The organism is Streptomyces sp. NPDC021749 (assembly GCF_040640655.1).
In the GTDB taxonomy this organism is placed as follows: domain Bacteria; phylum Actinomycetota; class Actinomycetes; order Streptomycetales; family Streptomycetaceae; genus Streptomyces.
On the sequence record NZ_JBFACE010000001.1, the window covers coordinates 1 to 23766 of the forward strand.

At 71.7% G+C, this 23766-nt stretch carries 24 protein-coding genes; 10 read left to right on the top strand and 14 right to left on the bottom strand.

The annotated features are described in order from the left end of the window. Nucleotides 1–95 precede the first annotated feature (95 nt). Nucleotides 96–1418, bottom strand: a complete 1323-nt coding sequence (locus tag AB0G35_RS00005) for an MFS transporter (protein WP_360941065.1) — start codon at nucleotides 1416–1418, stop codon at nucleotides 96–98. Between the two features lie 157 nt (nucleotides 1419–1575). Between AB0G35_RS00005 and AB0G35_RS00010 the strand changes: the two genes are divergently transcribed. Next, nucleotides 1576–2271, top strand: coding sequence for an FCD domain-containing protein (locus AB0G35_RS00010; RefSeq protein WP_360941068.1), 696 nt, complete (start codon nucleotides 1576–1578; stop codon nucleotides 2269–2271). Nucleotides 2272–2679: 408 nt separating this feature from the next. Here the strand turns inward: AB0G35_RS00010 and fabI are convergent, their stop codons facing one another. Next, the gene (gene fabI, locus AB0G35_RS00015) at nucleotides 2680–3450 is read right to left on the bottom strand and encodes an enoyl-ACP reductase FabI (protein WP_360941071.1); all 771 of its coding nucleotides are present in this window, start codon (nucleotides 3448–3450) and stop codon (nucleotides 2680–2682) included. A 5-nt stretch (nucleotides 3451–3455) separates the two neighbouring features. After that, the gene (gene fabG, locus AB0G35_RS00020) at nucleotides 3456–4160 is read right to left on the bottom strand and encodes a 3-oxoacyl-[acyl-carrier-protein] reductase (protein WP_030411678.1); all 705 of its coding nucleotides are present in this window, start codon (nucleotides 4158–4160) and stop codon (nucleotides 3456–3458) included. 224 nt (nucleotides 4161–4384) lie between these two features. Between fabG and AB0G35_RS00025 the strand changes: the two genes are divergently transcribed. The 4 genes from AB0G35_RS00025 to tyrS all read left to right on the top strand — a co-directional run bounded on the left by AB0G35_RS00025 (nucleotide 4385) and on the right by tyrS (nucleotide 9979). Beyond that, the gene (locus AB0G35_RS00025) at nucleotides 4385–5920 is read left to right on the top strand and encodes a TldD/PmbA family protein (protein WP_360941074.1); all 1536 of its coding nucleotides are present in this window, start codon (nucleotides 4385–4387) and stop codon (nucleotides 5918–5920) included. 244 nt (nucleotides 5921–6164) lie between these two features. Next, nucleotides 6165–6869 (top strand): hypothetical protein, encoded by a 705-nt coding sequence (locus AB0G35_RS00030; protein ID WP_360941077.1) that lies wholly within the window; start codon nucleotides 6165–6167, stop codon nucleotides 6867–6869. Between the two features lie 146 nt (nucleotides 6870–7015). Next, complete coding sequence (locus AB0G35_RS00035; RefSeq protein WP_360941080.1) at nucleotides 7016–8467, top strand: metallopeptidase TldD-related protein; 1452 nt, start codon at nucleotides 7016–7018, stop codon at nucleotides 8465–8467. Nucleotides 8468–8575: 108 nt separating this feature from the next. Continuing rightward, nucleotides 8576–9979 carry a tyrosine--tRNA ligase gene (gene tyrS, locus AB0G35_RS00040; protein WP_360941083.1) on the top strand — a complete coding sequence of 468 codons (1404 nt, stop codon included), beginning with the start codon at nucleotides 8576–8578 and terminating at the stop codon, nucleotides 9977–9979. Nucleotides 9980–10064: 85 nt separating this feature from the next. Here the strand turns inward: tyrS and AB0G35_RS00045 are convergent, their stop codons facing one another. Then, nucleotides 10065–10343: a GlsB/YeaQ/YmgE family stress response membrane protein gene (locus AB0G35_RS00045; protein WP_360941086.1), complete on the bottom strand. Its 279-nt coding sequence runs from the start codon at nucleotides 10341–10343 to the stop codon at nucleotides 10065–10067. A 208-nt stretch (nucleotides 10344–10551) separates the two neighbouring features. Here AB0G35_RS00045 and AB0G35_RS00050 point away from each other — a divergent pair, with 208 nt between their 5' ends. Together AB0G35_RS00050 and AB0G35_RS00055 are read left to right on the top strand one after the other, a co-directional pair. Further along, a complete protein-coding gene (locus tag AB0G35_RS00050) occupies nucleotides 10552–10926 on the top strand; it encodes a DUF3099 domain-containing protein (RefSeq protein WP_360941089.1) in 375 nt (124 codons plus the stop codon). A gap of 213 nt (nucleotides 10927–11139) precedes the next feature. Then, nucleotides 11140–11376 (top strand): hypothetical protein, encoded by a 237-nt coding sequence (locus tag AB0G35_RS00055; protein WP_360941092.1) that lies wholly within the window; start codon nucleotides 11140–11142, stop codon nucleotides 11374–11376. Between the two features lie 22 nt (nucleotides 11377–11398). Here the strand turns inward: AB0G35_RS00055 and moaA are convergent, their stop codons facing one another. The 3 genes from moaA to AB0G35_RS00070 form a co-directional block, all read right to left on the bottom strand. Continuing rightward, nucleotides 11399–12388: a GTP 3',8-cyclase MoaA gene (moaA, locus tag AB0G35_RS00060; RefSeq protein WP_360941095.1), complete on the bottom strand. Its 990-nt coding sequence runs from the start codon at nucleotides 12386–12388 to the stop codon at nucleotides 11399–11401. Between the two features lie 179 nt (nucleotides 12389–12567). Next, nucleotides 12568–14196 (bottom strand): cation acetate symporter, encoded by a 1629-nt coding sequence (locus AB0G35_RS00065; protein ID WP_360941098.1) that lies wholly within the window; start codon nucleotides 14194–14196, stop codon nucleotides 12568–12570. Next, nucleotides 14193–14537 (bottom strand): DUF485 domain-containing protein, encoded by a 345-nt coding sequence (locus tag AB0G35_RS00070; RefSeq protein WP_360941101.1) that lies wholly within the window; start codon nucleotides 14535–14537, stop codon nucleotides 14193–14195. The genes AB0G35_RS00065 and AB0G35_RS00070 overlap by 4 nt, the downstream gene beginning before the upstream one ends. Nucleotides 14538–14756: 219 nt before the next feature. Here AB0G35_RS00070 and AB0G35_RS00075 point away from each other — a divergent pair, with 219 nt between their 5' ends. Together AB0G35_RS00075 and AB0G35_RS00080 are read left to right on the top strand one after the other, a co-directional pair. After that, nucleotides 14757–14954 (top strand): hypothetical protein, encoded by a 198-nt coding sequence (locus AB0G35_RS00075; RefSeq protein ID WP_360941104.1) that lies wholly within the window; start codon nucleotides 14757–14759, stop codon nucleotides 14952–14954. 199 nt (nucleotides 14955–15153) lie between these two features. Then, the gene (locus tag AB0G35_RS00080) at nucleotides 15154–16656 is read left to right on the top strand and encodes a S8 family serine peptidase (protein ID WP_360941107.1); all 1503 of its coding nucleotides are present in this window, start codon (nucleotides 15154–15156) and stop codon (nucleotides 16654–16656) included. Between the two features lie 36 nt (nucleotides 16657–16692). Here the strand turns inward: AB0G35_RS00080 and AB0G35_RS00085 are convergent, their stop codons facing one another. Both AB0G35_RS00085 and AB0G35_RS00090 read right to left on the bottom strand, forming a co-directional pair. Then, the gene (locus tag AB0G35_RS00085) at nucleotides 16693–17400 is read right to left on the bottom strand and encodes a lysoplasmalogenase (RefSeq protein ID WP_360941110.1); all 708 of its coding nucleotides are present in this window, start codon (nucleotides 17398–17400) and stop codon (nucleotides 16693–16695) included. Continuing rightward, nucleotides 17397–18296, bottom strand: a complete 900-nt coding sequence (locus AB0G35_RS00090; RefSeq protein ID WP_360941113.1) for a sterol desaturase family protein — start codon at nucleotides 18294–18296, stop codon at nucleotides 17397–17399. The genes AB0G35_RS00085 and AB0G35_RS00090 overlap by 4 nt, the downstream gene beginning before the upstream one ends. 100 nt (nucleotides 18297–18396) lie before the next feature. On the opposite strand from AB0G35_RS00090, the gene AB0G35_RS00095 reads away from it, so the two are divergent. Further along, nucleotides 18397–19101 carry a peptidase E gene (locus tag AB0G35_RS00095; RefSeq protein ID WP_360941116.1) on the top strand — a complete coding sequence of 235 codons (705 nt, stop codon included), beginning with the start codon at nucleotides 18397–18399 and terminating at the stop codon, nucleotides 19099–19101. A 48-nt stretch (nucleotides 19102–19149) separates the two neighbouring features. Here the strand turns inward: AB0G35_RS00095 and AB0G35_RS00100 are convergent, their stop codons facing one another. From AB0G35_RS00100 to AB0G35_RS00120, 5 genes are all read right to left on the bottom strand, one after another. After that, nucleotides 19150–19347 carry a type II toxin-antitoxin system VapB family antitoxin gene (locus tag AB0G35_RS00100; RefSeq protein WP_360941119.1) on the bottom strand — a complete coding sequence of 66 codons (198 nt, stop codon included), beginning with the start codon at nucleotides 19345–19347 and terminating at the stop codon, nucleotides 19150–19152. A 94-nt stretch (nucleotides 19348–19441) separates the two neighbouring features. Continuing rightward, on the bottom strand, nucleotides 19442–20701 hold the full coding sequence (locus AB0G35_RS00105) for an amidohydrolase family protein (RefSeq protein WP_360941122.1): 1260 nt from the start codon (nucleotides 20699–20701) through the stop codon (nucleotides 19442–19444). A gap of 5 nt (nucleotides 20702–20706) precedes the next feature. Beyond that, nucleotides 20707–21987: an amidohydrolase family protein gene (locus AB0G35_RS00110; protein ID WP_360941125.1), complete on the bottom strand. Its 1281-nt coding sequence runs from the start codon at nucleotides 21985–21987 to the stop codon at nucleotides 20707–20709. 10 nt (nucleotides 21988–21997) lie between these two features. Then, the gene (locus AB0G35_RS00115; protein WP_360941128.1) at nucleotides 21998–22882 is read right to left on the bottom strand and encodes an SDR family NAD(P)-dependent oxidoreductase; all 885 of its coding nucleotides are present in this window, start codon (nucleotides 22880–22882) and stop codon (nucleotides 21998–22000) included. Beyond that, nucleotides 22882–23679 carry an acetoacetate decarboxylase family protein gene (locus tag AB0G35_RS00120; RefSeq protein WP_360941131.1) on the bottom strand — a complete coding sequence of 266 codons (798 nt, stop codon included), beginning with the start codon at nucleotides 23677–23679 and terminating at the stop codon, nucleotides 22882–22884. Before AB0G35_RS00120 ends, AB0G35_RS00115 begins: the two co-directional genes overlap by 1 nt. Between the last annotated feature and the right edge of the window lie 87 nt (nucleotides 23680–23766).

Below are 23766 nucleotides of genomic sequence, written 5' to 3' on the forward strand. Positions count from 1 at the left end.
CTCTTCTGTGGGTTTGTGTTTCCCTCTTGCGTTGGGCCCTTGTGCGCCCCCGGCGTCGGGGGGCGGCCCCGGGGGCCCGCCCCCCCGCCCGGCGCTCACGCCTCGTCCTCGATCCGGCGGTCCCGGCCGGCCAGCACGCCGACCGCGATCTGCGGCACCATCAGCCCCGCCATCAGGGCGATCGGCAGGCCCCAGCCGCCGCTGTGCTGGTAGAGCGTGCCGACCAGCAGCGGGCCGGGGATGGAGATCAGATAGCCGACGCTCTGGACGAAGGCGGACAGCTTGACGACGCCCGCGGAGCTGGTCGAGCGCATGCCGATCATGGTCAGGGCGAGCGGGAACGAGCAGTTGGAGATGCCCATCAGCAGCGCCCAGGCCCAGGCCCCGGCGGCCGGCGCCAGCCACAGGCCCGTATAGCCGGCCAGACCGCACAACCCCAGGAGCACCGCGATCGGACCCTGATGCCGCATCCGGGTCGCCAGCCGGGGCAGTACGAAGGACAGCGGGACGCCCATCGCCATGGTGACCGCGAGCAGCACCCCCGCGGTCTGCGCCGAGACCCCGGCGTCGCGGAAGATCTGCGGCATCCAGCCCATGGTGATGTACGCGGCGGTCGCCTGGAGGCCGAAGAAGACGGCGAGCGCCCAGGCGGTCGGCGACGAGGTGATCCGCAGCGGGGCCCGCCCGGTGTGCGCGGCGCCGCCAGCGGCCGGCCCGGAGGCCGTGGCGCGCTGCCGTACGACGGCGAGCCACGGCAGCACGGCGACCGCGGCGAGCACCGCCCACACGGCCAGCCCGGTGCGCCAACTGCCGCCCAGCGCCTGGGTCATGGGCACGGTGACCGCCGCGGCGAGCGAGGTGCCCAGGGCCAGCGCCATCGAGTACAGCCCGGTGAGCGGGCCGACCCGGTCCGGGAACCAGCTTTTGATCACGACCGGCATCAGCACGTTGCTGACCGCGATGCCGGCCAGGGCGAGCGCGCTGGCGGCGAGGAAACCGCCGGTGCCGCCGGCGTACGGCCGCACCACGACGCCGACGGCGATCGCGGCCATGCCCGCGCAGACGATCGCGCCGGGCCCCCAGCGTCGGGCCAGCCGGGGCGCCGCGATCCCGAAGACCGCGAAGCACAGCGGCGGTACGGAGGTGAGCAGCCCGGCGAGGGTGCCGCTCATGCCGAGGCTGTCGCGGACCTCCTCCAGGAGCGCGCCGAGGCTGGTGATGGCCGGACGGAGGTTGAGCGCCGCCAGGACGAGACCGGCGATCACGATCCGCGGCAGCCAGCGCCCGGCAGCCGGGGCGCTCCCCCGGCCGCCCGCCGCGGCATCCGGTTGCGCCCCGGGGCCGTCGGGCGCCGGGGCGGTGGTGGTCGTAGGGGCCTCGGTTTCGGTGCCGAGGGTCGCGAGGTCTTCGTCTGCCATGCGCTCCATCATAGAATCATGGGATGAATACGTGTCCAGCCGAGGTCGCAGCCGATGTCGGTAGCCTCTGCTGTCCCGGCCGGCACCGGGGGCCGGGAGGACCCGCCGGGCGCCGCGCCGCCGTCGTCCGTCCGCCCCTGCACACCGGAGCGCCGACATGCCGCCTCTGACCTCGCCCCGCCGCTCCGCGCTGGCCGACCAGGTGATCGCGCAGCTGCGCGCCCAGATCACCTCCGGCGAGTGGCCGGTGGGCTCGCGCATCCCGACCGAGCCGGAACTCGTCGAACAGCTCGGGGTGGCCCGCAACACCGTCCGCGAGGCCGTGCGCGCCCTGGCGCACAACGGGCTGCTGGACATCCGGCAGGGCTCGGGCACCTACGTGGTGGCGACCAGTGAACTGGCCGGGGTGATGAACCGCCGGTTCGCCGCCGCCGAGCAGGGGCACGTCGCCGAGCTGCGCAGCGCCCTGGAGGCGGCCGCCGCCCGGCTGGCCGCCCGCCGCCGCACGGACCAGGACCTGCGGCAGATCGACGCCTTGCTGGAGCGGCGCGAGCGGGCCTGGGAGTCCGGTGCCGCGGAGGCGTTCGTGGAGGCGGACGCAAACCTCCACATGGCCATCGTGTCCGCCTCGCACAACGAGGTGCTGGCCGAGATCTATGCCGATCTCGGCGGCGTGCTGCGCGACTTCCTCCGGGCGGACGTCGGTGAGGAGCTGCGTCCGGAAGCGCACATGGACCACTCCCGCCTGGTGGAGGCGATCCGCGCGGGCGACGGCGAACGCGCCGCGGCCGAGGCCAGCACCCATCCCTTCGGGTGCCGGGCGGGGGCCTTGGAGAGCTCGGCGGAGCGCTAGGGGCGGGGAGGCGGGGGCTGGGGGCCTGAAGGCCTTACGGCTCGGGGCGGGGCTGGGGGCCGGAGACCTTAGGGGCGGTCGAACAGTTCCCGTAGGGGACGCGAGGGCCCCCTGCGGGGCCACAACCAGCCGGGGTCAGAAGGTATTCCCGCAGAAGGCCCCGGCACTGAGCTCACGGCTCACGGCGCGGGGCTCACAGTCCGGGGCTCACGACTCAGCGCAAGGCTCACAGCCCGGGGTCCACGACTCAGCGCGAGGCCCACAGTCCAGGGCTTCACGACTCACAGCGCAAGACCCACAGTCCACGGCTCACGGCTCACGATTCACAGCGCGGGGCCCACAACGCGTACTGCCCGCCCCGGCGACCGGGGCGGGCAGTACGGAAGTACGCCACGGAAGACGGAGCCGTCAGGCGCCCATCATGTGGACGCCGCCGTCGACGTGGACGATCTCGCCGGTCGTGCGGGGGAAGAAGTCGGACAGCATGCCGACCACGCCGCGGCCGGCCGGCTCCGGGTCGGCCAGGTCCCAGCCGATCGGGGCGCGGTGGTTCCACACGTCCGCCAGTTCCTCGAAGCCGGGGATGGACTTGGCGGCCATCGACTTGATCGGGCCGGCCGAGACCAGGTTGCAGCGGATGCCCTTGGGGCCGAGGTCGCGCGCCAGGTAGCGGTTGGTGCTCTCCAGCGCCGCCTTGGCCACGCCCATCCAGTCGTACTTCGGCCAGGCGATCTGCGCGTCGAAGGTGAGGCCGACGACCGCGCCGCCGTGCTCCATGAGCGGCAGGCAGGCCATGGTCAGCGACTTGTAGGAGTACGCCGAGACCTGGACCGCGGTGCTCACGTCCTCCCAGTCGGCCTCCAGGAAGTTGAAGGCGCCCTGGGGACCGAAGGCGATCGAGTGCACGATGCCGTCGAGGCGGGCGCCCTCGCCCTGGTGCTCGCGGATCTTGTCGGCCAGGCCGTCCAGGTGCTCCTGGTTGGTGACGTCCAGCTCGATGACCGGGGCCTCCTTGGGGAGGCGCTTGGCAATCCGCTCCACCAGGGAGAGCCGGCCGAAGCCGGTCAGGATGACCTCGGCGCCCTCGTTCTGGGCGACCTTGGCCGCCTGGAACGCGATGGACGACTCGGTCAGAACGCCCGTCACGAGGATGCGCTTGCCTGCGAGGATTCCACTCATGCTGATCAGTGACCCATGCCCAATCCGCCGTCGACGGGAATGACGGCTCCGGTGATGTACGCGGCCTCGTCGGAGGCCAGGAAGCGGACCGAGGAAGCGACCTCCTCGGGCTGCGCGTACCGCGCGAGCGGCACCTGCTTGACGATGTTCTCCCGCTGCTCGTCGGTGAGCACCCGGGTCATGTCGGTGTCGACGAAGCCCGGCGCGACGACGTTGACGGTGATGTTGCGGCTGCCCAGCTCGCGAGCGAGCGAGCGGGCGAAGCCCACCAGACCGGCCTTGGAAGCGGCGTAGTTCGCCTGACCCGCGCCGCCCATCAGACCCACCACGGACGAGATGAGCACGATCCGGCCCTTGCGGGCCCGCAGCATCGCGCGGTTGGCGCGCTTGACCACCCGGAACGTGCCGGTGAGGTTGGTCTCCAGGACCGAGGTGAAGTCCTCCTCGGACATCCGCATCAGCAGCTGGTCACGGGTGACACCGGCGTTCGCCACCAGCACCTCGACCGGACCGTGCTTCTCCTCGATCTCCTTGTACGCCTGCTCGACCTGCTCGCTGTCCGTGATGTCGCACTTCACGGCCAAAAATCCCGCGGGCGGCTCGCCCGAGCGGTAGGTGATGGCGACCTTGTCGCCTGCCTCGGCGAAGGACCGGGCGATGGCGAGACCGATGCCGCGGTTACCTCCGGTGACCAGAACCGAGCGGCTCAAGAGATCACCCTTTCCGTTTTCTGTCCGTCCTGCGTTCGATACGAAACTATCGGTCACGGGCCCCTTCCGGGGAATCGAGCACGGACAGCCGCGCGCGCCGCGCTCTGTCGGGTCCCCACAGAACCGCCACCCTCGGTGGCCGACGCGCCGTGCCACGCACCCGTTCCTCTGGGCCGCGCGCCCGGCACAGGGCATGATGCAGGCGCCGACTACGGGAGGACGCCTTGGCCGCTGCACCACCTGCCCTCGACGCATCGTTCCTGGCGCTGCCGCTGCGCGCGCTGGCCGACGCCGCGCTGGCCCGGGCCCGTGCCCTGGGCGCCACGCACGCGGACTTCCGCCTGGAACGGGTCCGTGAGGCGTCCTGGCGGCTGCGGGACGCCCGGACGTCCGGGACGTCCGACACCACCGATCTGGGGTACGCGGTCCGGGTGGTGCACGACGGGGCGTGGGGATTCGCGTCCGGGGTGGACCTGACGATGGACGCCGCGGCGCGGGTGGCCGCGCAGGCGGTGGCGATGGCGAAGCTGTCGGCGAAGGTCATCAAGGCGGCCGGCTCCGAGGAGAGGGTGGAGCTGGCGGACGAGCCGGCGCATCCGGACCGTACATGGGTGTCCTCGTACGAGATCAACCCGTTCGAGGTGCCGGACACGGAGAAGACGGAGCTGCTGGCGGAGTGGAGCTCCCGGCTGCTGGCCGCCGACGGCGTGGCCCACGCGGACGCCTCGCTGACGACCGTCCAGGAGAACAAGTTCTACGCGGACACCGCGGGCACCAGCACCACCCAGCAGCGCGTCCGGCTGCACCCGCAGCTGACCGCGGTCGCGGTGAACCCCGAAAGCGGCGACTTCGACTCGATGCGCACCCTCGCCCCGCCGGTGGGCCGCGGCTGGGAGTACCTGACCGGCGGCCACTGGGACTGGGACGGAGAGCTGGCCCGGATCCCGGAACACCTGGCCCGGAAGATGTGCGCGCCCAGCGTCGAGCCCGGCAGGTACGACCTGGTGGTGGATCCGTCCAACCTGTGGCTGACGATCCACGAGTCGATCGGGCACGCGACCGAGCTGGACCGGGCGCTGGGCTACGAGGCGGCCTACGCCGGCACCTCGTTCGCCACCTTCGACCAGCTCGGGAAGCTGGCGTACGGCTCGCCCCTGATGAACGTGACCGGTGACCGCACCGCCGAGCACGGGCTCGCCACGATCGGCTACGACGACGAGGGGGTGGCCGCGCAGTCCTGGGACCTGGTCCGGGAAGGCACCCTGGTCGGCTACCAACTCGACCGCAGGATCGCCAGGTTGACCGGTTTCCCGCGGTCGAACGGCTGCGCCTACGCGGACTCGCCGGGCCACGTCCCGGTGCAGCGGATGGCGAACGTGTCCCTGCAGCCGGCGCCCGGCGGCCCGTCCACCGAGGAGCTGATCGCCGGCGTGGAGCGCGGCATCTACGTGGTGGGCGACCGCTCCTGGTCGATCGACATGCAGCGGTACAACTTCCAATTCACCCAGCAGCGGGCGTACGCGATCCGGAACGGGCGTCTTTGCGGACAGCTCCGGGATGTCGCCTACCAGGGCATCACCCCGGAGTTCTGGGGGTCCATGGAGGCCGTGGGCGGGCCCGGCACCTACGTCCTGGGAGGGGCTTTCAACTGCGGAAAGGCCCAGCCGGGACAGATCGCCGCGGTGTCCCACGGCTGCCCGTCCGCGCTGTTCCGGAACGTCAACATCCTCAACGCTTCGGCGGAGGCGGGCCGCGCCTGACGGGCATCCGGCACGGCCGGGGAGGGCGTCGACGCCCCTGCTCCCGGTCGGCGGCGCTTCGCCGGTCAGTCAGGTGAATTCCTGCTCAGCGGCTCAGCGTCTCCACCCCCGGTGGTACATGAGGCACGTGAGCTCCCCACCACCGACCGGCCCGCCTGCCGGCCCTCCGAGCGGCCCCCTGCCCGGGCACACCCCGGTGCCCGGCACCCCGCCCCCTCGACGCCCCTGGTGGCGCACTCCGCCCGTGCTCGTCGGCGCCGGCATCGGCGTCGTGGGAATCGGGGTCGCGCTCGCCTTCATTCTGAGCGCCGGCGGCGATTACTCCCCCAACGCGAATTCCGGTGAGCCGTCGAGCATTCCGAGCGTCGACTCACCTGCGGCGGCCCGCACCGTCGTGAATCGCGTGACGCTGAAGCCGGCAGACTGGGGCAGCGGGTATGTGGCGGAAGACCCGTATGAGACGCGCGATCTGACCGACATTTCCGTCGACCAGAACTGTGATTGGGCGGTCCGGTCGATCAATGATGCGTTCGCTACCCTGTTGCGCTCGTCCAGAACATCCGACAAGACGGCCTTCACCTCAGCACGAACCACCGTCTACAAGGCTGCGGACCCGGCCCGGTACCGCATGTCTCAGCAGCGCGAGGCGTTGCAGCGATGCCCGACGCAAAAATCAGGAAAATCACGGATTGAGAATGTCCACGAGATCAGCATTCCGGAGCTGAAAGGTTTTGATGAAGTGGTGGCCGAGGAAGGCCACCAGGTCCTGGATGAAAATGGCGAAAAGGTCGACGTCTATTACACCTACCTCACCGGCCGTAAGGCGAATTACGTGATGACCAGCGAGGTGGACAGATCAGGAACGGAAACGCAAGAGCAGAACCGCAACGACGCGAGCAGCGCCCTTTCACTCATGTTGAGCCGTCTTGAGGGTGGCGCATCATACTGAGCCGGGTGCTTCCCCACGGTGAAGTCCGCGACGCGACTCCCCCGGTCACGCCCCCTGGCAGCGCGCCGCCCGGTCGATAAGCTCGGGTGCCCGTCGGCCCTCTTCGAGGGCGTCAGCGTCGTGACCACCCTTCAGGAGGCCGGTCGATGCCCCGTCGTACCACTGCGCCGCACGAGATCGTCGAGCGGGCTCTGGAGCTGTCCCGTGCCGACGGGTGTGTCGTCATCGCCGACGAGCACTCCGACGCCAATCTGCGCTGGGCGCGCAATGCGCTCACCACGAACGGTGTCACCCGGGGGCGGACCCTCACGGTGGTGGCGACCATGAACGGCGCGGAGGGCACCGCCTCCGGGGTCGTCTCGCGCTCGGCGGTGACCGCGGACGAGCTGGAGCCGCTGGTGCGGGCGGCGGAGGCGGCGGCGCGGGACGCCGGTCCGGCCGAGGACGCCCAGCCGCTGGTGGGCGGCGAGAAGGCGTCCGCGGACTTCACCGACGCGCCGGCCGAGACCTCTTCGGAGGTGTTCGCGGCGTTCGCCCCGGCCCTGGGTGAGGCCTTCAAGCAGGCCCGGGCGGCCGGTCGCGAGCTGTACGGCTTCGCGCAGCACGGCGTGGTCTCGTCGTACCTGGGCACCTCGGCCGGGCTGCGGCTGCGGCACGACCAGCCCACCGGGACGCTGGAGCTGAACGCCAAGGCACCGGCCCCCGGTGCGGCGGCCGCGCCGCGCTCGGCCTGGGCGGGGCGGGCGACCCGTGACTTCACCGATGTCGACCCGCGGGAGCTGGAGGCCGAGCTGGGCCGGCGGCTGGCCCGGGCCGAGCGGCGGGTGGAGCTGCCCGCCGGGCGGTACGAGACGCTGCTGCCGCCGACCGCGGTCGCCGATCTGCTGATCTACCAGATGTGGTCCTCCGGGGCGCGGGACGCCGCGGAGGGACGTACGGTCTTCTCCCGGCCGGCCGGGAGCGAGGGCGGGCCGGCGGACCGGCCGGCGGACCGCACCCGGCTCGGTGAGCGGCTGAGCGAGCTGCCGCTGACCCTGCGCAGCGACCCGCGGGCGCCCGGCCTGGAGTGCGCGCCGTTCGTGCTGGCGCACTCCTCCGGGGACGACGCGTCGGTCTTCGACAACGGGCTGCCGCTGGCGGCCACGGAATGGCTGCGCGAGGGCGTGCTGAACCGGCTGGTCACCACCCGGCACAGCGCCGGGCTGACCGGGCTGCCGGTGGCGCCCGGTGTCGACAACCTCCTTCTGGAGGGCGGCGGTTCGCGTTCGCTGGAGGAGATGGTGGCCGCTGCCGGGCACGACGGGCCGGCGCTGCTGCTGACCTGTCTGTGGTACATCCGCGAGGTGGACCCGGCGACGCTGCTGCTGACCGGGCTGACCCGGGACGGGGTCTACCTGGTCGAGAACGGCGAGGTGACCGGCGAGGTCAACAACTTCCGGTTCAACGAGTCGCCGGTGGACCTGCTGTCCCGGGCGGTGGAGGCGGGCCGTACGGAGCGCACGCTGCCGCGGGAGTGGAGCGACTACTTCACCCGGGCGGCGATGCCGGCGCTGCGCATCCCGGACTTCAACATGAGCTCGGTGAGCCGGGGCGTGTGAGCGGGCGCCCGGCCGGGCGCGCGGGCACAGCAGCGGGAGTGTCACAGGGGGCTAATAGACTGTGCGCCTGTCCTCCCGTTTCGGGAACAACGATCGATCAGGGACGCCATGACACGCCTCGGCGAATCCGTCGCCCGCGCCAGTACGCTGCTCTCCGCCGACCTCTCCTCGGACGCCACGGTCCGGGAGCTGCTCCAGGAGACGGGCGCGCGGCGTTATCTCGACCTGACGGACCTGCCCGCCAAGGAGCAGGCCGAGCTGATCGCGTCCCGTACGGTCGAGGTGCTTCCGGGTGTGGAGCAGCTGGCCGAGCGGATCGAGGAGCGCCGGGCGGCCGGCAAGGGGCTGCACATCAAGCTGGGCATCGACCCGACGGCGACCGATGTGCATCTGGGACATGCGGTTCCGCTGATCGTGCTGAGCCGGTTCCAGCGGCTGGGCCATGACGTCACGCTGATCATCGGTGACTTCACCGCCAAGATCGGTGACCCGTCGGGCCGTACGGCCGAGCGGCCGCCGCTGACCGACGAGGACATCGCGCACAACCTCGCGACGTACCGCGAACAGGTCCGCCCGTTCTTCGACTTCGAGAAGGTCAGCTTCCGGCAGAACAGCGAGTGGCTGGCGCCGTACACCTTCCCGGAGCTGCTGTCGCTGCTCGCACAGGTGCCGGCCTCGCAGCTGCTGCAGCGCGAGGACTTCCGCAACCGGCTCGCGGCCGGTTCGGGGCTGACCATGACCGAGCTGCTGTACCCGATCGCGCAGGGCCTGGACTCGGTGGCGCTGGAGTGCGACGTGGAGCTGGGCGGTTCGGACCAGCTGCTCAATCTGCAGATGGGCCGGAAGCTGATGGAGCTGCGCGGGCAGCGGCCGCAGCTGGTGGTGACCATGCCGCTGATCGAGGGCACGGACGGCACCGGCGCCAAGATGTCCAAGTCCAAGGGCAATTACGTCGGGCTGAGCGCGCCCGCCGACGACGTCTTCGGCAAGATCATGTCGGTGCCGGACCGGCTGATGGAGCCGTACCTGAAGGCCTGGACGGAGTGGACGGACGAGGAGATCGCGCTCGCCCTGGGCCGGGTCACGGACCGCTCGCTGCACCCGATGGACCTGAAGAAGATCCTCGCGGGTGAGGTGGTGGCGGCGCTGTACGGCCTGGACGCGGCGATGGCGGCGCGGGGCGGGTTCGTCGCGCAGTTCTCCAAGAAGTCGTTCTCCGACGTGGAGTCGCTGCCGGTCGTCGAGGTCGCCGAGCACGGCGCGGAGACGGTGGCGACGGTGCTGAGCAAGGTGCTGGAGTTCACGCCGAGCGCCTCGGCGGCCCGGCGGCTGGCCAAGCAGAACGCGCTGCGGCTGGTCGTGGAGGGCGAGGGCGGTCAGCAGACGGTGGTGCTGGCGGAGGCCGATGCGATCCGTCCGTTGGCCGAGGTGCTGGCCGAGAAGCTGGCGGAGGCGGCCGGGGACGTGTACCTCAAGGCGGGGCGGAAGCTGGCCCACCTCCAGGGCCGCTGAGGAAGCCGTACGGCGGGGCGGCCGGTGCGCATGGTGCGCGCCGGCCGCCCCGCCGTCTTCTCCGTCGGGTGTCTGTGTGTTCTTCTCAGGTCGCGTGTCTGCGATGGCCGCGCAGGGAGGCCCACAGCCGGTCCCCGATGGCGACGATAAGGACCGCGCCCGCCAGTTGCAGCAGGTGGCGGACCCAGTCGATGCCCTTGGTCTCATTGACTCCGAGACCGGTGGCCGCCCAGTTGCCGAGGACGCTGCCCAGCATGCCGAAGATGATGGTCAGCCACAGCGGGATCCGCTGCTTGCCCGGGATGATGGCCTTGGCGATGAGGCCCAGGACCAGGCCCAGAATGATGGCCCACAACCACGTCATGTCGCCTCCTCTGACGGCGCGGTGCACATGAGGTCGCACGTGCGGGTCGCCCCGTCAGTGTCGCTCCGCCCCGGCCGCGGCGCACGCCGGAGCCGGCCCGGGCGGGCGGGCCCCGGTCTCGAATGCGGCGCAGCCTGGGCGTACCGTGGAATCCGACCGGAAACCGGGGAATATTCCGGCGGAATCGAAGCAGGTGGTGGACATCGTGATGCGGAAGCAGAGCAGCGACCAGACCTTCCGGATCACGGGGGCCCGGCAGGGGCTGACCGAGGACGTGCGCGGCCGGCAGCGCCGGTATGTGATCTCGATGGGCGTGCGGACCGTGGCGGTGCTGCTGACGGTCGTGCTGTGGAACGTCGAACGGCCGGTCGCCATTGCCACGCTGGTGCTGGGCATGGCGCTGCCGTACATTGCGGTAGTGATCGCCAACGCGGGCCGGGAGAACGCCCCTTCGCTGCCGTCGACGTTCGTGGCGGGGCCGAGCCGGCCGATGCTGACGCCGGGGCCGAGCAGCGGTGCGGCGGATTCCGTTCCGGAACGGCCCGCGGCGGGCGCGTCGGCATCCGACTCCGACCTCGGCTGATCGCCTACCGGTCTGCAAAGCTCAAGAAAAGCTCAGATCAATCATGGAGTTCCGGTGCACCGCGCACCATTCCCCGTGACATACTGCGTACGCGCTCCGCATCCCCCGTCGGAGCGACGGACCGACGCCGGGCGGCTCCCCCCGTGGCTGCCCGGCGTCGTCATGTCCGCAGGCCGGTCGGGCGGCCCGGGCGGGCGGACGTAGGGTTGAGGCGTGAACTCCCCGAACTCCGCCGAGAACGTCACCATCTGTTCGGCCAAGGGCTGCCGGGCCGACGCCGTGTGGGTGCTGGCGTGGAACAACCCGAAGCTGCACACTCCGGACCGCCGCAAGACGTGGCTGGCGTGCGAGGAGCACCGGGAGCATCTGTCGCAGTTCCTCGGCGTGCGCGGGTTCCTCAAGGACGTGGTGGCGCTGCGGGAGTGGGAGGCGTCGGCGGGCGGGCGCTGACGGCCGGGGCGGGTCTTCGGGCTCAGCCGCCGATCGCGGACATCGGGCGTTCGGGCTGGAGGAAGGACGGGTCGTCCAGGCCGGAGCCCGCCTTCTTGCCCCACATCGCAAGCTTCCATATCCGGGCGATCTCGTCGTCCGGCGCCCCGGAGCGCAGTGCGCCGCGCAGGTCGGTCTCCTCGGTGGCGAACAGGCAGGTGCGGACCTGGCCGTCGGCGGTGAGCCGGGTGCGGTCGCAGGCGCGGCAGAACGGGCGGGTGACGGAGGCGATGACGCCGACGCGGTGCGGTCCGCCGTCGACCAGCCAGCGCTCGGCGGGTGCGGCGCCGCGGGCCTCCTGGCCCTCGGGGGTGAGCGCGAAGCGGGTGCGCAGCGAGGTGAGGATGTCACCGGCGGTGATCATGCCGTCGCGCTTCCAGCCGTGCTGGGCGTCGAGCGGCATCTGCTCGATGAAGCGGAGCTCGTAGTCCTGGGCGATGGCCCAGGCGAGCAGGTCGGGGGCCTCGTCGTCGTTGAGCCCGGGCATCAGGACGGTGTTGACCTTCACCGGGGTCAGGCCGGCGTCGCGGGCCGCCGCCAGACCGCGGAGGACGTCGTCGTGCCGCTTGCGGCGGGTGAGGGCCTGGAAGACGTCCGGGCGGAGGGTGTCCAGGGAGACGTTGACGCGGTCCAGGCCGGCGTCGCGCAGGGCCCGGGCGGTGCGCTGCAGGCCGATGCCGTTGGTGGTCAGCGACATCTGGGGGCGCGGGGTGAGGGCGGCGACCCGCTCGACGATGCCGACCAGGCCGGGGCGGAGCAGGGGCTCGCCGCCGGTGAAGCGGACCTCTTCGATGCCCAGGTCGCGCACGGCGATCGTGATCAGCCGGACGATCTCGTCGTCGGTGAGCAGGTCCGGCTTGGCGAGCCACTGCAGGCCCTCTTCCGGCATGCAGTACGTGCAGCGCAGATTGCACCGGTCGGTGAGCGAAACCCGCAGGTCGGTGGCCACGCGGCCGTAGGTGTCGATGAGCACAGGGCCCCCTCCCCGAGAGCGACGGACCGGTACGTCGTCCGCTGGTGGATCAGTACGTCTTCGAGACTACGCGATGGGTCCGACAGTGAGCAGAGATCAGAAGCACGAGGTGGGCGGGACGGCGTCGTAGCTCTCTACGACGCCGCCCCGCCCGGGTCCCGTACGGATGGCTCAAGGAGTCAGTGCGCTCCGGTGCCGGTCAGGGAGCGGACCTCCAGTTCGGCGTACTTCTGGGCGTCCGGCTCCTCCTTGGAGAGCAGGGAGGCCAGCCAGCCGAGCAGGAAGCCCAGCGGGATGGAGATCAGGCCGGGGTTCTCCAGCGGGAAGACGGCGAAGTGCGCGCGGGGGAACATCGAGGTGTCCTTGCCGGAGACGACGGGCGAGAAGAGTACGAGCAGCACGGACGAGGCCAGGCCGCCGTAGATGGACCACAGCGCGCCCTGGGTGGTGAAGCGCTTCCAGAACAGGCTGTAGAGGAGCGTCGGGAGGTTGGCGGAGGCGGCGACCGCGAAGGCCAGCGCCACCAGGCCGGCGACGTTCAGTCCGCGGGCGAAGACGCCCAGCACGATGGCGACCGCGCCGATCCCGACGGTCGCCCAGCGGGCCGCGCCGATCTCCTCCTTCTCGGTGGCCTCGCCCTTGCGGAGCACGTTGACGTAGATGTCGTGGGCGAAGGACGAGGACGAGGCGAGGGTGAGGCCGGCGACCACGGCGAGGATGGTGGCGAAGGCGACGGCGGAGATGAGGGCGAGCAGGACGGCGCCGCCGGTGGATCCGGCGCCGCCGCCGATGACCTCGGCGAGCTGCGGGGCGGCGGTGTTGCCCGGCTTCTCGATGTCCGCGGGCTTGATCAGGGCCGCGGCGCCGAAGCCGAGCGCGATGGTCATCAGGTAGAAGACGCCGATGATGCCGATCGCCCAGTTCACGGATTTCCGGGCGGCCTTGGCGGTGGGGACCGTGTAGAAGCGGATGAGGATGTGCGGCAGGCCGGCGGTGCCCAGGACGAGCGCGAGGCCCAGCGAGATGAAGTCGATCTTCGAGGTGGCGGTGGCGCCGTATTTGAGGCCGGGCTGCAGGAAGGCGGCGCCCTTGCCGCTGTTCTCCGCCGCGGCGCCGAGCAGCGACGAGATGTCGAAGTGGAACTTCAGCGCCACCAGGAACGTGATCAGCAGGGTGCCGGCGATCAGCAGCACCGCCTTGATCATCTGGACCCAGGTGGTGCCCTTCATGCCGCCGATGGTCACGTAGAGGATCATCACGATGCCGACGAGGACGACGACCAGGACCTTGCCGGTCTCGCTGGTGATGCCCAGCAGCAGGGTGACCAGCGCCCCGGCGCCCGCCATCTGGGCGAGCAGGTAGAAGATCGAGACGACGATGGTCGAGGTGCCCGCGGCGGTGCGGACCGGGCGCTGGCGCATCCGGTAGGCGAGGACGTCGCCCATGGTGAACCGGCCGGAGTTGCGCAGCGGTTCGGCCACCAGGAGCAGCGCGACGAGCCAGGCGACGAGGAAGCCGATGGAGTAGAGGAAGCCGTCGTAGCCGAAGAGGGCGATGGCGCCGGCGATGCCGAGGAAGGACGCGGCGGACATGTAGTCGCCGGAGATGGCCAGGCCGTTCTGGAAGCCGCTGAACCGGCGGCCGCCGGCGTAGAAGTCCTCCGCGCCCTTGGTCTGCCGGCCGGCCCAGACGGTGAGGGCGAGGGTCGCGGCGACGAAGACGGCGAAGAGGGTGATGATCAGGGGGCGGTGCTCACCCGCTCCGCCGGCCGCGAGCGAAACCGCGGACAGCTGCTGATGGGTACTCATGCGCCCGCCTCCAGGCGGGACTTGATGGCCTCGGCCCTGGGGTCGAGCCTGCGGGCGGCGTACCGCGAGTACCACCAGGCGATGAGGAAGGTGGTGACGAACTGGGCCAGGCCGAGGACGAAGGCGACGTTGAGGTGGCCGACGACCTTGGTGGCCATGAAACCGCCGGCGTAGCTCGACAGCACGACGTACACCAGGTACCAGAGGACGAAGGCGACGGTGAGCGGGAAGGCGAACGAGCGGTGGGCGCGGCGGAGTTCCTCGAATTCCGCGCTCGACTGCACCTGTCGGTAGTCGGGCGGCTCGTGCGTCCCCGGATCGATGGTCGGTGCGGCGCTCACGGGATCTCCTGACGCGAGGGGGCGGTTTTCCCGGCCGGTCCGGCGGCTGCGCGGGCCGGTCCAGGCCGACGATAAAGCTCACGTAAGTGACGTGGATCACGCATGGTAGAGCCGTGGCACCCGATCCGACAGGGGGCCGTTGGTTGAAAAACTGAGGAAAAACGCGGCGGATGGCGGCACCGCCCGCCACCGCGCGCGGGGCGCTTCGTTGAGCCCGGTGTGAACCCGCCGCCCCAGCAGGCCCCGCAGCCCTCCGCTCCCCGTCGGCGCCCCTACGGCAGCGTGCGGCTGCCGGCGCCGCTCGTCATCGTCCCGTCGGAGCCCCGGCCGGGTGCGGCCCCCGCCGTGCGCCGCTGGTACGGCCGGCGGATCCCCCTGCCGCCGCTGAGCATCACCACGCTGCGCCGCACCGACTGACGGTCCGGCATGGATGACGGTACGTCAACCCCCCGTCGCCACAGGTCCGTACCACCTCCGCCGCCGTACGGTTTTCGCCCGGTTTTTTCTCCGGATTCCATTGCTGCACCCGAGTGATCGCCGATAGCTTCACGTCTCATTGCACCCGCCCGTGCGCAAACCCGTGCACGGGCGGTCTCACGGATGATGTGGAGTACCCATGGCTCATCCCCGATCCAGACGCATGCGGGCGCTGGCCGTACCGCTCGGGCTGGCTCTGACGGCGTCCCTCGGCTTCCTCTCCCCCGCGGCCACCGCCGCGCCGCAGGACGCCCCGGCCGCGGCCGACGGCCCGCTGCTCTCGTACGTCGTCAACACCACGCCCGGCCATGCCACGGTCGGCAAGGTCGAGAAGGCGATAGCCCGGGCCGGCGGGAAGGTGATCGTCGCCCACGAGAAGATAGGCGTGATCGTCGTCCACTCGGCCGATCCGCAGTTCGCCGCCTCGATACGCACCGTGCCGGGCGTGGCGTCGGCGGGTGCGACCCGGACCGCGCCGCTGAAGGCGTCGGGCACCACCGACGTCGGCAAGCCGCAGAAGGTGGACCTGTCCACATCGCAGCTCGCGGCGGCCGGCAAGGCCGCCAAGGCGAAGGGCGGCGAGCCACTCGAACCGCTGCAGTGGGACCTCCCCGCCATCAAGGCCGACCGGGCCGCGAAGGTGAACCCCGGCAGCCGGAACGTCACCGTCGCCGTCATCGACACCGGCGTGGACGACACCCACCCGGACCTGAAGCCCAACTTCTCCGCCCGGCAGTCCGCCAACTGCGTGGGCGGCGTGGCCGATACGTCCAAGGGGGCCTGGCGGCCCTGGGACCCGGCCAGCGACTACCACGGCACGCATGTCGCCGGCACGATCGCCGCGGCCCGCAACGGCGTCGGGGTGGCCGGTGTCGCCCCGGGCGTGAAGGTCTCCGCCATCAAGGTCAGCGAGCCGGAGACGAGCCTGTTCTACGCCGAGAGCGTGGTGTGCGCCTTCGTCTTCGCGGCCGACCACGGCGTGGCGGTCACCAACAACAGCTATTACGTCGACCCGTGGATGTTCAACTGCAAGGATGACGCCGACCAGGCCGCCATCGTTGACGCGGTCGGCCGGGCGGCGAGCTACGCGACGCGCAAGGGCGTGCTCAACGTCGCCGCCGCGGGCAACTCCGACCTCGACCTCGCGGCCCCGAAGCTGCCCGACGCGTCCAGCCCGAACGACTCCACGCCCGTCGAGCGCAGCATCAACCCCAAGACCTGCTGGGACGTGCCCACCCAGCTGCCGGGCACGGTGACGGTCGCGGCGACCGGTGTGCACAAGCTCAAGTCCGGCTACTCGAACTACGGCCTGGGCCAGATCGACGTGGCCGCGCCGGGCGGCGACTCGAAGCAGGTGCCCGAGCTGCCGGCCAAGAACGGCAACATCCTCTCCACCATGCCGGGCGGCGACTGGGCCTATCTGGCGGGTACGTCCATGGCCACCCCGCACGTGGCGGGCGTCGCGGCGCTGCTGAAGAGCGCCCACCCCAAGTCCAGCCCGCAGGAGATCCAGTGGCTCCTCAAGGCACAGGCGGACAACCCCGGCTGCCCCACGGGTGACACCACCTGCACGGGCACGCAGCACATCAACAGCCACTTCGGTTACGGGATCGTCGACGCGCTCGACGCGGTGAAGAAGTAACCGCGGACGTCACCGGGAGACGCGGCCGCGAGCCGCTCAGGCGGTGACCGTCTGCGGGGGCCGGGTGCTTCGGCGCCCGGCCCCTTGCCGTTCCGCCGCCGCCTTCAGCACGCCCTCGGCCAGCGCGAACTGCGCCGCCGTATACGTGAACATGATCCAGAACTGCGGGGCCGGCAGCTGCGGCCAGTGGGCGATACCGGAGGCGATCAGGGTGTCGGAGAGCAGGAAGAGCAGTCCGCCGGCCGCCGCCCAGGGGCCCGCGCGCAGCGCGCCGAAGGCCATCGCGGTGAGCAGCAGGCTGTATCCGGCGACCGGGATCCGCAGGTCGGCCGGGAGGTCCGGCCACAGCAGGGCGACGGTGGCGACCAGCGCGAGGGCGTAGCCGCCGGCGAACGCACCCGTACGGGCCCGGCCGCCCGGCGGGGTGCCGTGGCGGCCGCACAGCAGCAGGTAGCAGACGTGCCCGGCCGCGAACGAGCCCATCCCCACCAGGAAGACCACGCCTCCGCCGTGTCCGCCGATCTGGAGGAAGGTGTCGCCGCCGCAGCCGAACAGCAGCGCCCCGGCGAGCAGTACGGGGCCGCCGCGGGCCAGGACGTATGCGGCGAGGACCGGCATCAGGGCGGGTTTGGTGAGGTGGTCGACGAGGGTGGCGCCCGCGAGCAGCGCACCGAGGTGGACGACGGCGAGCACGGCGAACACGGCCAGCAGGGGCCGGACGGCCCCCGGCCGGCGGGGCGTCACGCGACGGTCTCCTCGACCGAGGCGGGGGCGGAGGCTGCGGGGGCGGGGTCGGTCCCGGGCCGCCGGGCGGCCGGGGACCAGCCCGGACCGCGGAAGATCCGCCCGGCGCGCTCGGCCCAGCTGTCCGCGGCCCGTACGTCCCGGGCGATGGCGGCGTACTCGTGGGTGGCCACCCGCAGCGGGTTGTAGGTCTCGATGTTCTTGGTGAGGCCGTAGACGGGCCGCTCGGTCTCGGGGACGAACGAGCCGAACATCCGGTCCCAGATGATCAGGATCCCGCCGAAGTTGCGGTCCAGATAGCCGCCTTGGGAGGCGTGGTGGACGCGGTGGTGGGAGGGTGTGTTGAGGACGAACTCGAAGGGGCGGGGCAGTTTGCCGACGCGTTCGGTGTGCACCCAGAACTGGTAGACGAGGTTGGCGCCGGAGGTGAAGGCGATCACGGCCGGATGCACGCCGAGCGCGACCATCGGCACGTAGAACGGCCAGACGGTCCAGGTCGTCCAGGGCTGGCGCAGGGCGGTGGTGAGGTTGAACTTCTTGCTGGAGTGGTGCACCACGTGGCAGGCCCACAGGATGCGGATGACGTGGTGGCCGCGGTGCGACCAGTAGTAGAAGAAGTCCTGGACGAGCAGCATCAGCAGCAGCGTCCACCACAGCACGGGGATGCGCAGCGGGGTGAGTTCGTAGATCGCGGCGTAGATCGCCACGATGGGTATCTTCCACAGCGCGTCGAAGACCAGGCTGCCCAGTCCCATGCCGACGCTGGTGGCCGCGTCCTTGGCCTCATAGCCCGCCGCGTCCTCGTCGGGATGCAGGCGGTAGCTCACCATCTCCACCACGGTGAGCAGGACGAAGGCCGGTACGGACCACAACACGACATCGGGCAGGTGCGGCATGTCCCGCACCATAAGGGCGTGGACGGGGGTGCCGCTAGGGGTTGTTACTCAGAAGTATGTGAGACGTGATGTCAGTTGCCGGCGAATGCTGTGAGGCCCGATGACGACCGCACCCTCCCTCGCCGTCCTCGGCGGCGGTTTCTCCGACGATCCCGACACCCTGCTCGACGACTTCGTGCTGGCCGCCGCCGGGCGGCCGCGGCCGAAGGTCTGCTTCCTGCCCACGGCCAGCGGCGACGCCCCCGGCTACATCGAGAAGTTCCACACTGCCTTCGCCGCCCGGGACTGCGAGAGAAGCCACCTGGAGCTGTTCCGCCGCACCGTGACCGATCTGCGGGCCTTCGTCCTCGCGCAGGACGTCGTCTACGTCGGCGGCGGCAACACCGCCAACATGCTCGCCGTCTGGCGGCTGCACGGCCTGGACGCGGTGCTGCGCGAGGCGTACGCGGCCGGCGTCCTGCTGTGCGGCATCAGCGCGGGCGCCTGCTGCTGGTTCGAGAGCGCCTTCTCCGACTCCTTCGGCCCGCCGGCGCCGCTCACCGACGGCCTGGGCCTGCTGCCGGGCAGCCTGTGTCCGCACTACGACACCGAGCCGGAACGCCGCCCCGGCTACCTGGCGGCCGTCAAGGACCGCTCCCTGCCCGCGGGGTGGGCCGTCGACGACGGCGCGGCGGGCCTGTTCTCCGCCGGCCGCCTGGTGGACGTCGTGACCCGCACCCCGGGCGCCACCCTGCACCGGGTGACCCTTGGCCCGGACGGCACGGCACACGAGACGGCGGAGGAGGCACGGGTGCTGGGCGGGTGACGGCGGGCGGGCGGTCCCGGCCGGGGTGCGGGCGAGGGCAGACGACGCTCACCGTCCCGGCCTGGGCCGGTAGTGACACTTGTCCATCAGCAGGTCGAGGTCGATCACGCCGTCCTGAGCCAGCCGGCGCGACGCGACGAGGGCCTGGGCGCGCCGCACGCGATCTGCCCCTGCGGGGAGGGGGTCGGACGCCTCCCGGGCGGCGGCCCCGGCGTCCTCGTCATTGGCGGGGGGCACCTCGGCCATGACTGCCTCCTTGCTCGTCAGGCGGGCAAAGATAGTGGACAACGCCGGGTCGGGCGGCGGCGCTTCTCCCCCTGGTGGTCCACCGCCCCGCCCCTCACCACACCCGTACCGACCCGCCCGGGGCGAAGGCCGGGCTGGTGGCGGTCGGGGGGATCTTGTCGAGGGGGCGGGTGAGTTCGGTGACCGTGGGGCCGACGCGGGCGGCTATGGGGGCCAGGTGGGCGAGGTCGAAGCCGTAGACGTGGGCGGCGTTGGTGGCGAGCAGGGCGGCGGTCTCGTCGCGGGGGAGATCCGCGTAGGCGAGGCGGAGGGCCTCGCGGGAGTAGGGGTGGGTGCCCTCGTCGTGCGGGTAGTCGCTGCCCCACATGATCTTGTCGAGGCCGATGCGGTGGCGCAGCGGGACCTCGTGCGGGCGCATGAAGCTGGCGCCGACGTAGCAGTGGTCGCGCCAGACGGCGGCCGGGGTGGCGTCCATGGTGGCGTCCAGGCCCGCGCCGAACCGGGACTCCGCCGTGGTGGCGGTCCGGGACGCCGCGGCGACCAGCCGGCCGTGGTAGTAGTCCAGCATGTCCAGGACGCCGGGGATCCAGCCGGAGCCCTGTTCCGTCAGGACGAGCCGGAGGCCGGGGTGGCGGCGGAAGGCTCCGCCGAAGATCAGGTGCCACAGGGCGCGGTGCGAGAACCAGGTCGTCTCGACCATGAAGACCGCGCGGGCGGCCGGTTCGTCGCCGAGCGGCGGGGAGGCGGAGCCGCCGTGGTGGTTGACCGGGACCTGCAGCTCGTCGCAGACCGCCCAGAGCGGGTCGTAGACCGCGGAGTGGAGTTCGGGGAGGCCGGAGCCGGGCGGGGTGCCGGGGAGCAGGACGCCGCCGGTGAGGCCCGCCTCCTTGGTGCGGCGGACCTCCTGTGCGGCCAGCTCGACGTCGTGGAGGAGGATCTGTGCGACGCCGGCCCGGCGGCCGGGGGCCTCGGCGCAGAAGTCGGCCAGCCAGCGGTTGTGGGCCCGCAGACCGGCCCAGCGCAGCTCGAACTCGGTGCCGGTGGGCGGCGGCGCCATGAGGGAGGCGCTGGGGAAGAACGGCGGGATGGTGTTGGGGAAGACGACCTCGGCGACGATGCCGTCGGCCTCCAGTTCGGCGAGCCGGCGGGCGGAGTTCCAGTTGCGGTCGGCGGTGTCGGCGAGCAGGTCCTCGTGCGGGTTGACGTAGGTGGCCGCCCAGGCGTCGAAGTCGTCGTGGTGGCGGGACTCCAGGTACGGCTTGTAGTCGAGCAGGTCGGCGCCGGCGTGGCAGTCGGCGGAGATGACGGTGTAGCGCTCCTCGGTCGTCATGGTGGTTTCCCTCGGTGCAGTCATCGTCCTCACTCCGTTCCCAGGACCGGGAAGTCGTGGCCGGTGAGCCAGTGGCGGCCCGCGGCGCGGGAGCGGGCCCAGGCCGCCTCGACCGCCGACTGGTCGTCGGACTGGCCGAGTTCGGCGGGTGTCGGGCCGAAGCGGCGGGCCAGCGGGGCGAGCGCGTCCGGGTCGAAGCCGAAGACCTCGGCCGCGGCCAGGCCGAGCATCCGGCGGGTCTCGGCCACCGGTATGTCGTGGAAGGTGTCGCGCAGCCACCTCCGGGTGTCCGGCCAGGTGCCCTCGGGGTGCGGGAAGTCGCTGCCCCAGAGGATGTTGTCGACGCCGATCTCGTAGCGCTGGGCGAGTTCGCGGCGTTTGGTGTTGGTGGCGCAGACGAACACCTGGCGGTCGAGGTATTCGTGGGGCGGACGCTTCAGCTCCGCGAAGGGGCTGAGCTTCTTGCCGCCGTGGGCGCCCAGGTAGAGACGGTCCATGAACCACAGCAGGTTCGGCAGCCACCAGCAGCCCGACTCCGCGACGCCGAACTTCAGGCCGGGGTGGCGTTCGAAGACGCCGGACCAGAGCAGGAACCACAGCGGGCGGGCCGGCCACCAGGTCACCTCGGAGACGAAGATGCCCAGGTGGTCGCCGTATTCATGGCGGGGCGCGGCCCCGGAGTGGGTGACCACCGGCATCGCGCACTCGGCGGCGGCCGCCCATACGGGGTCGTAACGGCGGTCGTGGTAGGGCGCCTTGTCCGCCCACATGGCGGGGATCATCAGCGCGCCCAGGCCGGACTCCCTGGCGCGGTGGATCTCCGCGACGACCTCGCCGGGGTCCGCCGTCACGGGCAACAGGGCGACGCCGCAGTGCCGTTCGGGGTGCGCGGAGACGAACTCGGCGAGCCAGCGGTTGTGGGCCCGGGCCCCGGCCATGCCCAGGTCGGGGTCCTGGTCGCCGGAGAGGCCGAGCCCCACGCCGAAGGGCGCGGCGGTCCGGCTGTCCACGGCGTCCGCGTCCGGGAAGACCACCTCCGCCGCGACGCCGTCCCCGTCGAGTTCCTTGACGCGCTGTGCCGGGTCCCAGCCGCCGCGCAGGCCCTCCTCGTGGTCGGCGAACCAGCGGGCGGCGAAGGCGTCGTTGCGGATGCCGAGGCGGGTGGCCTCCTCCCGGCGGGCGCCGCGCTCCCCGAGGAACTCGTCGAAGGCCCGGTGGAACCGGCGCTCCAGATAGGGCCGGTACTCCTCGGTGGGCAGCCCGGCGTGGCAGTCGGAGGAGATGATCAGGTACGGGTCCTGGTCGGTCATCACACACCCCTCAGTCCAGGATGAAGCGTTCGAGGTACGACGGGGCGGACCGGTCGAGCATCGACCGGGCCCGGGCCCTGATCTGCCGGTCGCCGTGCTCGCCGGGCGGCAGCATCCAGAACCGGTCGGCCCGGATGCCGGCGACCACGGATGCGGCGACCTCCTCGACCGGTGTGAACGCGATCTCGTGCCCGGCCTCCTTCATCGCGGCCTCCCACTGGCCGAGGCTGCGGTAGGGCGTGCGGCGGGGCTTCTCCTTGGCGTACCGCGCCGGCCGGTTGCGGTGCGACTCCCACAGGCCGGTGCGCAGCATGTGCGGGCCCGGGAAGAGCACCGACGTCCCGACGGGCGCGTCCTCCGCCTTCAGATGGGCGTAGAGCGATTCCGTCATGGTCACCACGGCGGCCTTGGTGACGGCGTAGACGGACGCGGTCGGCAGCGGGGCGATACCGCCGTCGGTGGACGAGGTGTTGACGACGTACCCGGGTGCACCGCCCGCGAGCATGCGGGGCACGAAGGCCTGGATGCCGTGGAAGACGCCCCAGACGTTGACCGCGAAGGCCCACTTCCAGTCGTTGACCTCGTGTTCCCACATGCGGCCCTCGGCGCCGGAGCCGACGCCCGCGTTGTTGCACAGCACGTGGACCGCGCCGAAGGCGTCGTACGCCGCGGCGGCGAGGCGGTGCACCTCCTCGCGCACCCCGACGTCGACGGTGTGCGCGAGGACCTCCGCGCCGTCGGCCGTCAGCGCGTCCGCGGCGTCCCGCAGCGGCGCCTCCTCGACGTCCGCGAGGACGACCTTGAGCCCCTCGGCGGCGAAGCGCCTCGCCAGGGCGAGGCCGATGCCGCTCGCGGCGCCGGTGACGACCGCGACCTGTCCCGCCCGCAGGTCCATCAGACGCTCCCCTCGGGCGGCCCGTCGAGGATCTGCTGCGGATCGTCGTACCGCTGGTGGGCGTAGGGCAGCAGGGCCTGCGGGTCGACCCGCGCGACCACCGTGCCCCGCTGGTCGCTGGTCTTCTCGCCGAAGGTGATTCCCACGAGGGTGCGGACGGGGAGGTCGGCGACCGGGTCGTGCATCGACTCCCGGAGGACGACGTCGCCGGTGACCCGCTCCAGGGTCCGGTGCTTCTCCTGCCGCACGCAGTGCACCAGCACCGGGTCGGTGTCGAAGCCCGAACCGTCCACCGCGGGAAGGAACTTGAAGTAGAAGTCCGTCCTCGGCTCCGGGTCGGGGACCGGCAGGGCGCCGCTCACCGCGCCGCGCACCTCCACGAAGGCGATGCCGTGCCGGGCGAGCGCGGCGCGTACGGTCAGGCCGTCGCGCTCGACGGTCACCTCGCCCAGCTTCTTGGGCTCCCCGAAGACCTCCCGGCCGCCGGTCAGGGCCCGCTCGTGGGTCATCGGCATGACGAGCGGATACCAGCCCGGCACGCCGTCGTGCGCGGCGGCGACCGCGACCGAGCCGGCGCCGAGCGGATAGCCGGGCAGCGTAACGGTGCTGATGGTGGCCCGGACCAGCGGGCGTCCGGAGGGTTTCAGCGGCGGCGGCAGCACGGCCGCGACCGCGTCCGGATCACTCTCCCAGAGCGCCACCACACCGGTGGACCAGATGTCGGGGAGCCGGGAGCCGGTGGCGCGCGCGGCGGCGATCTCCGCCTCGGTGCGGGCTCCGTAGCGTATGCGTGCCATGCCGTACCGCCCTTCTCAGGTCGTGACCTTCCGGGGGTTCCATCGGCGCCTGTAACACAGTTACACCGCGCGGGACGAAGGGTAAAG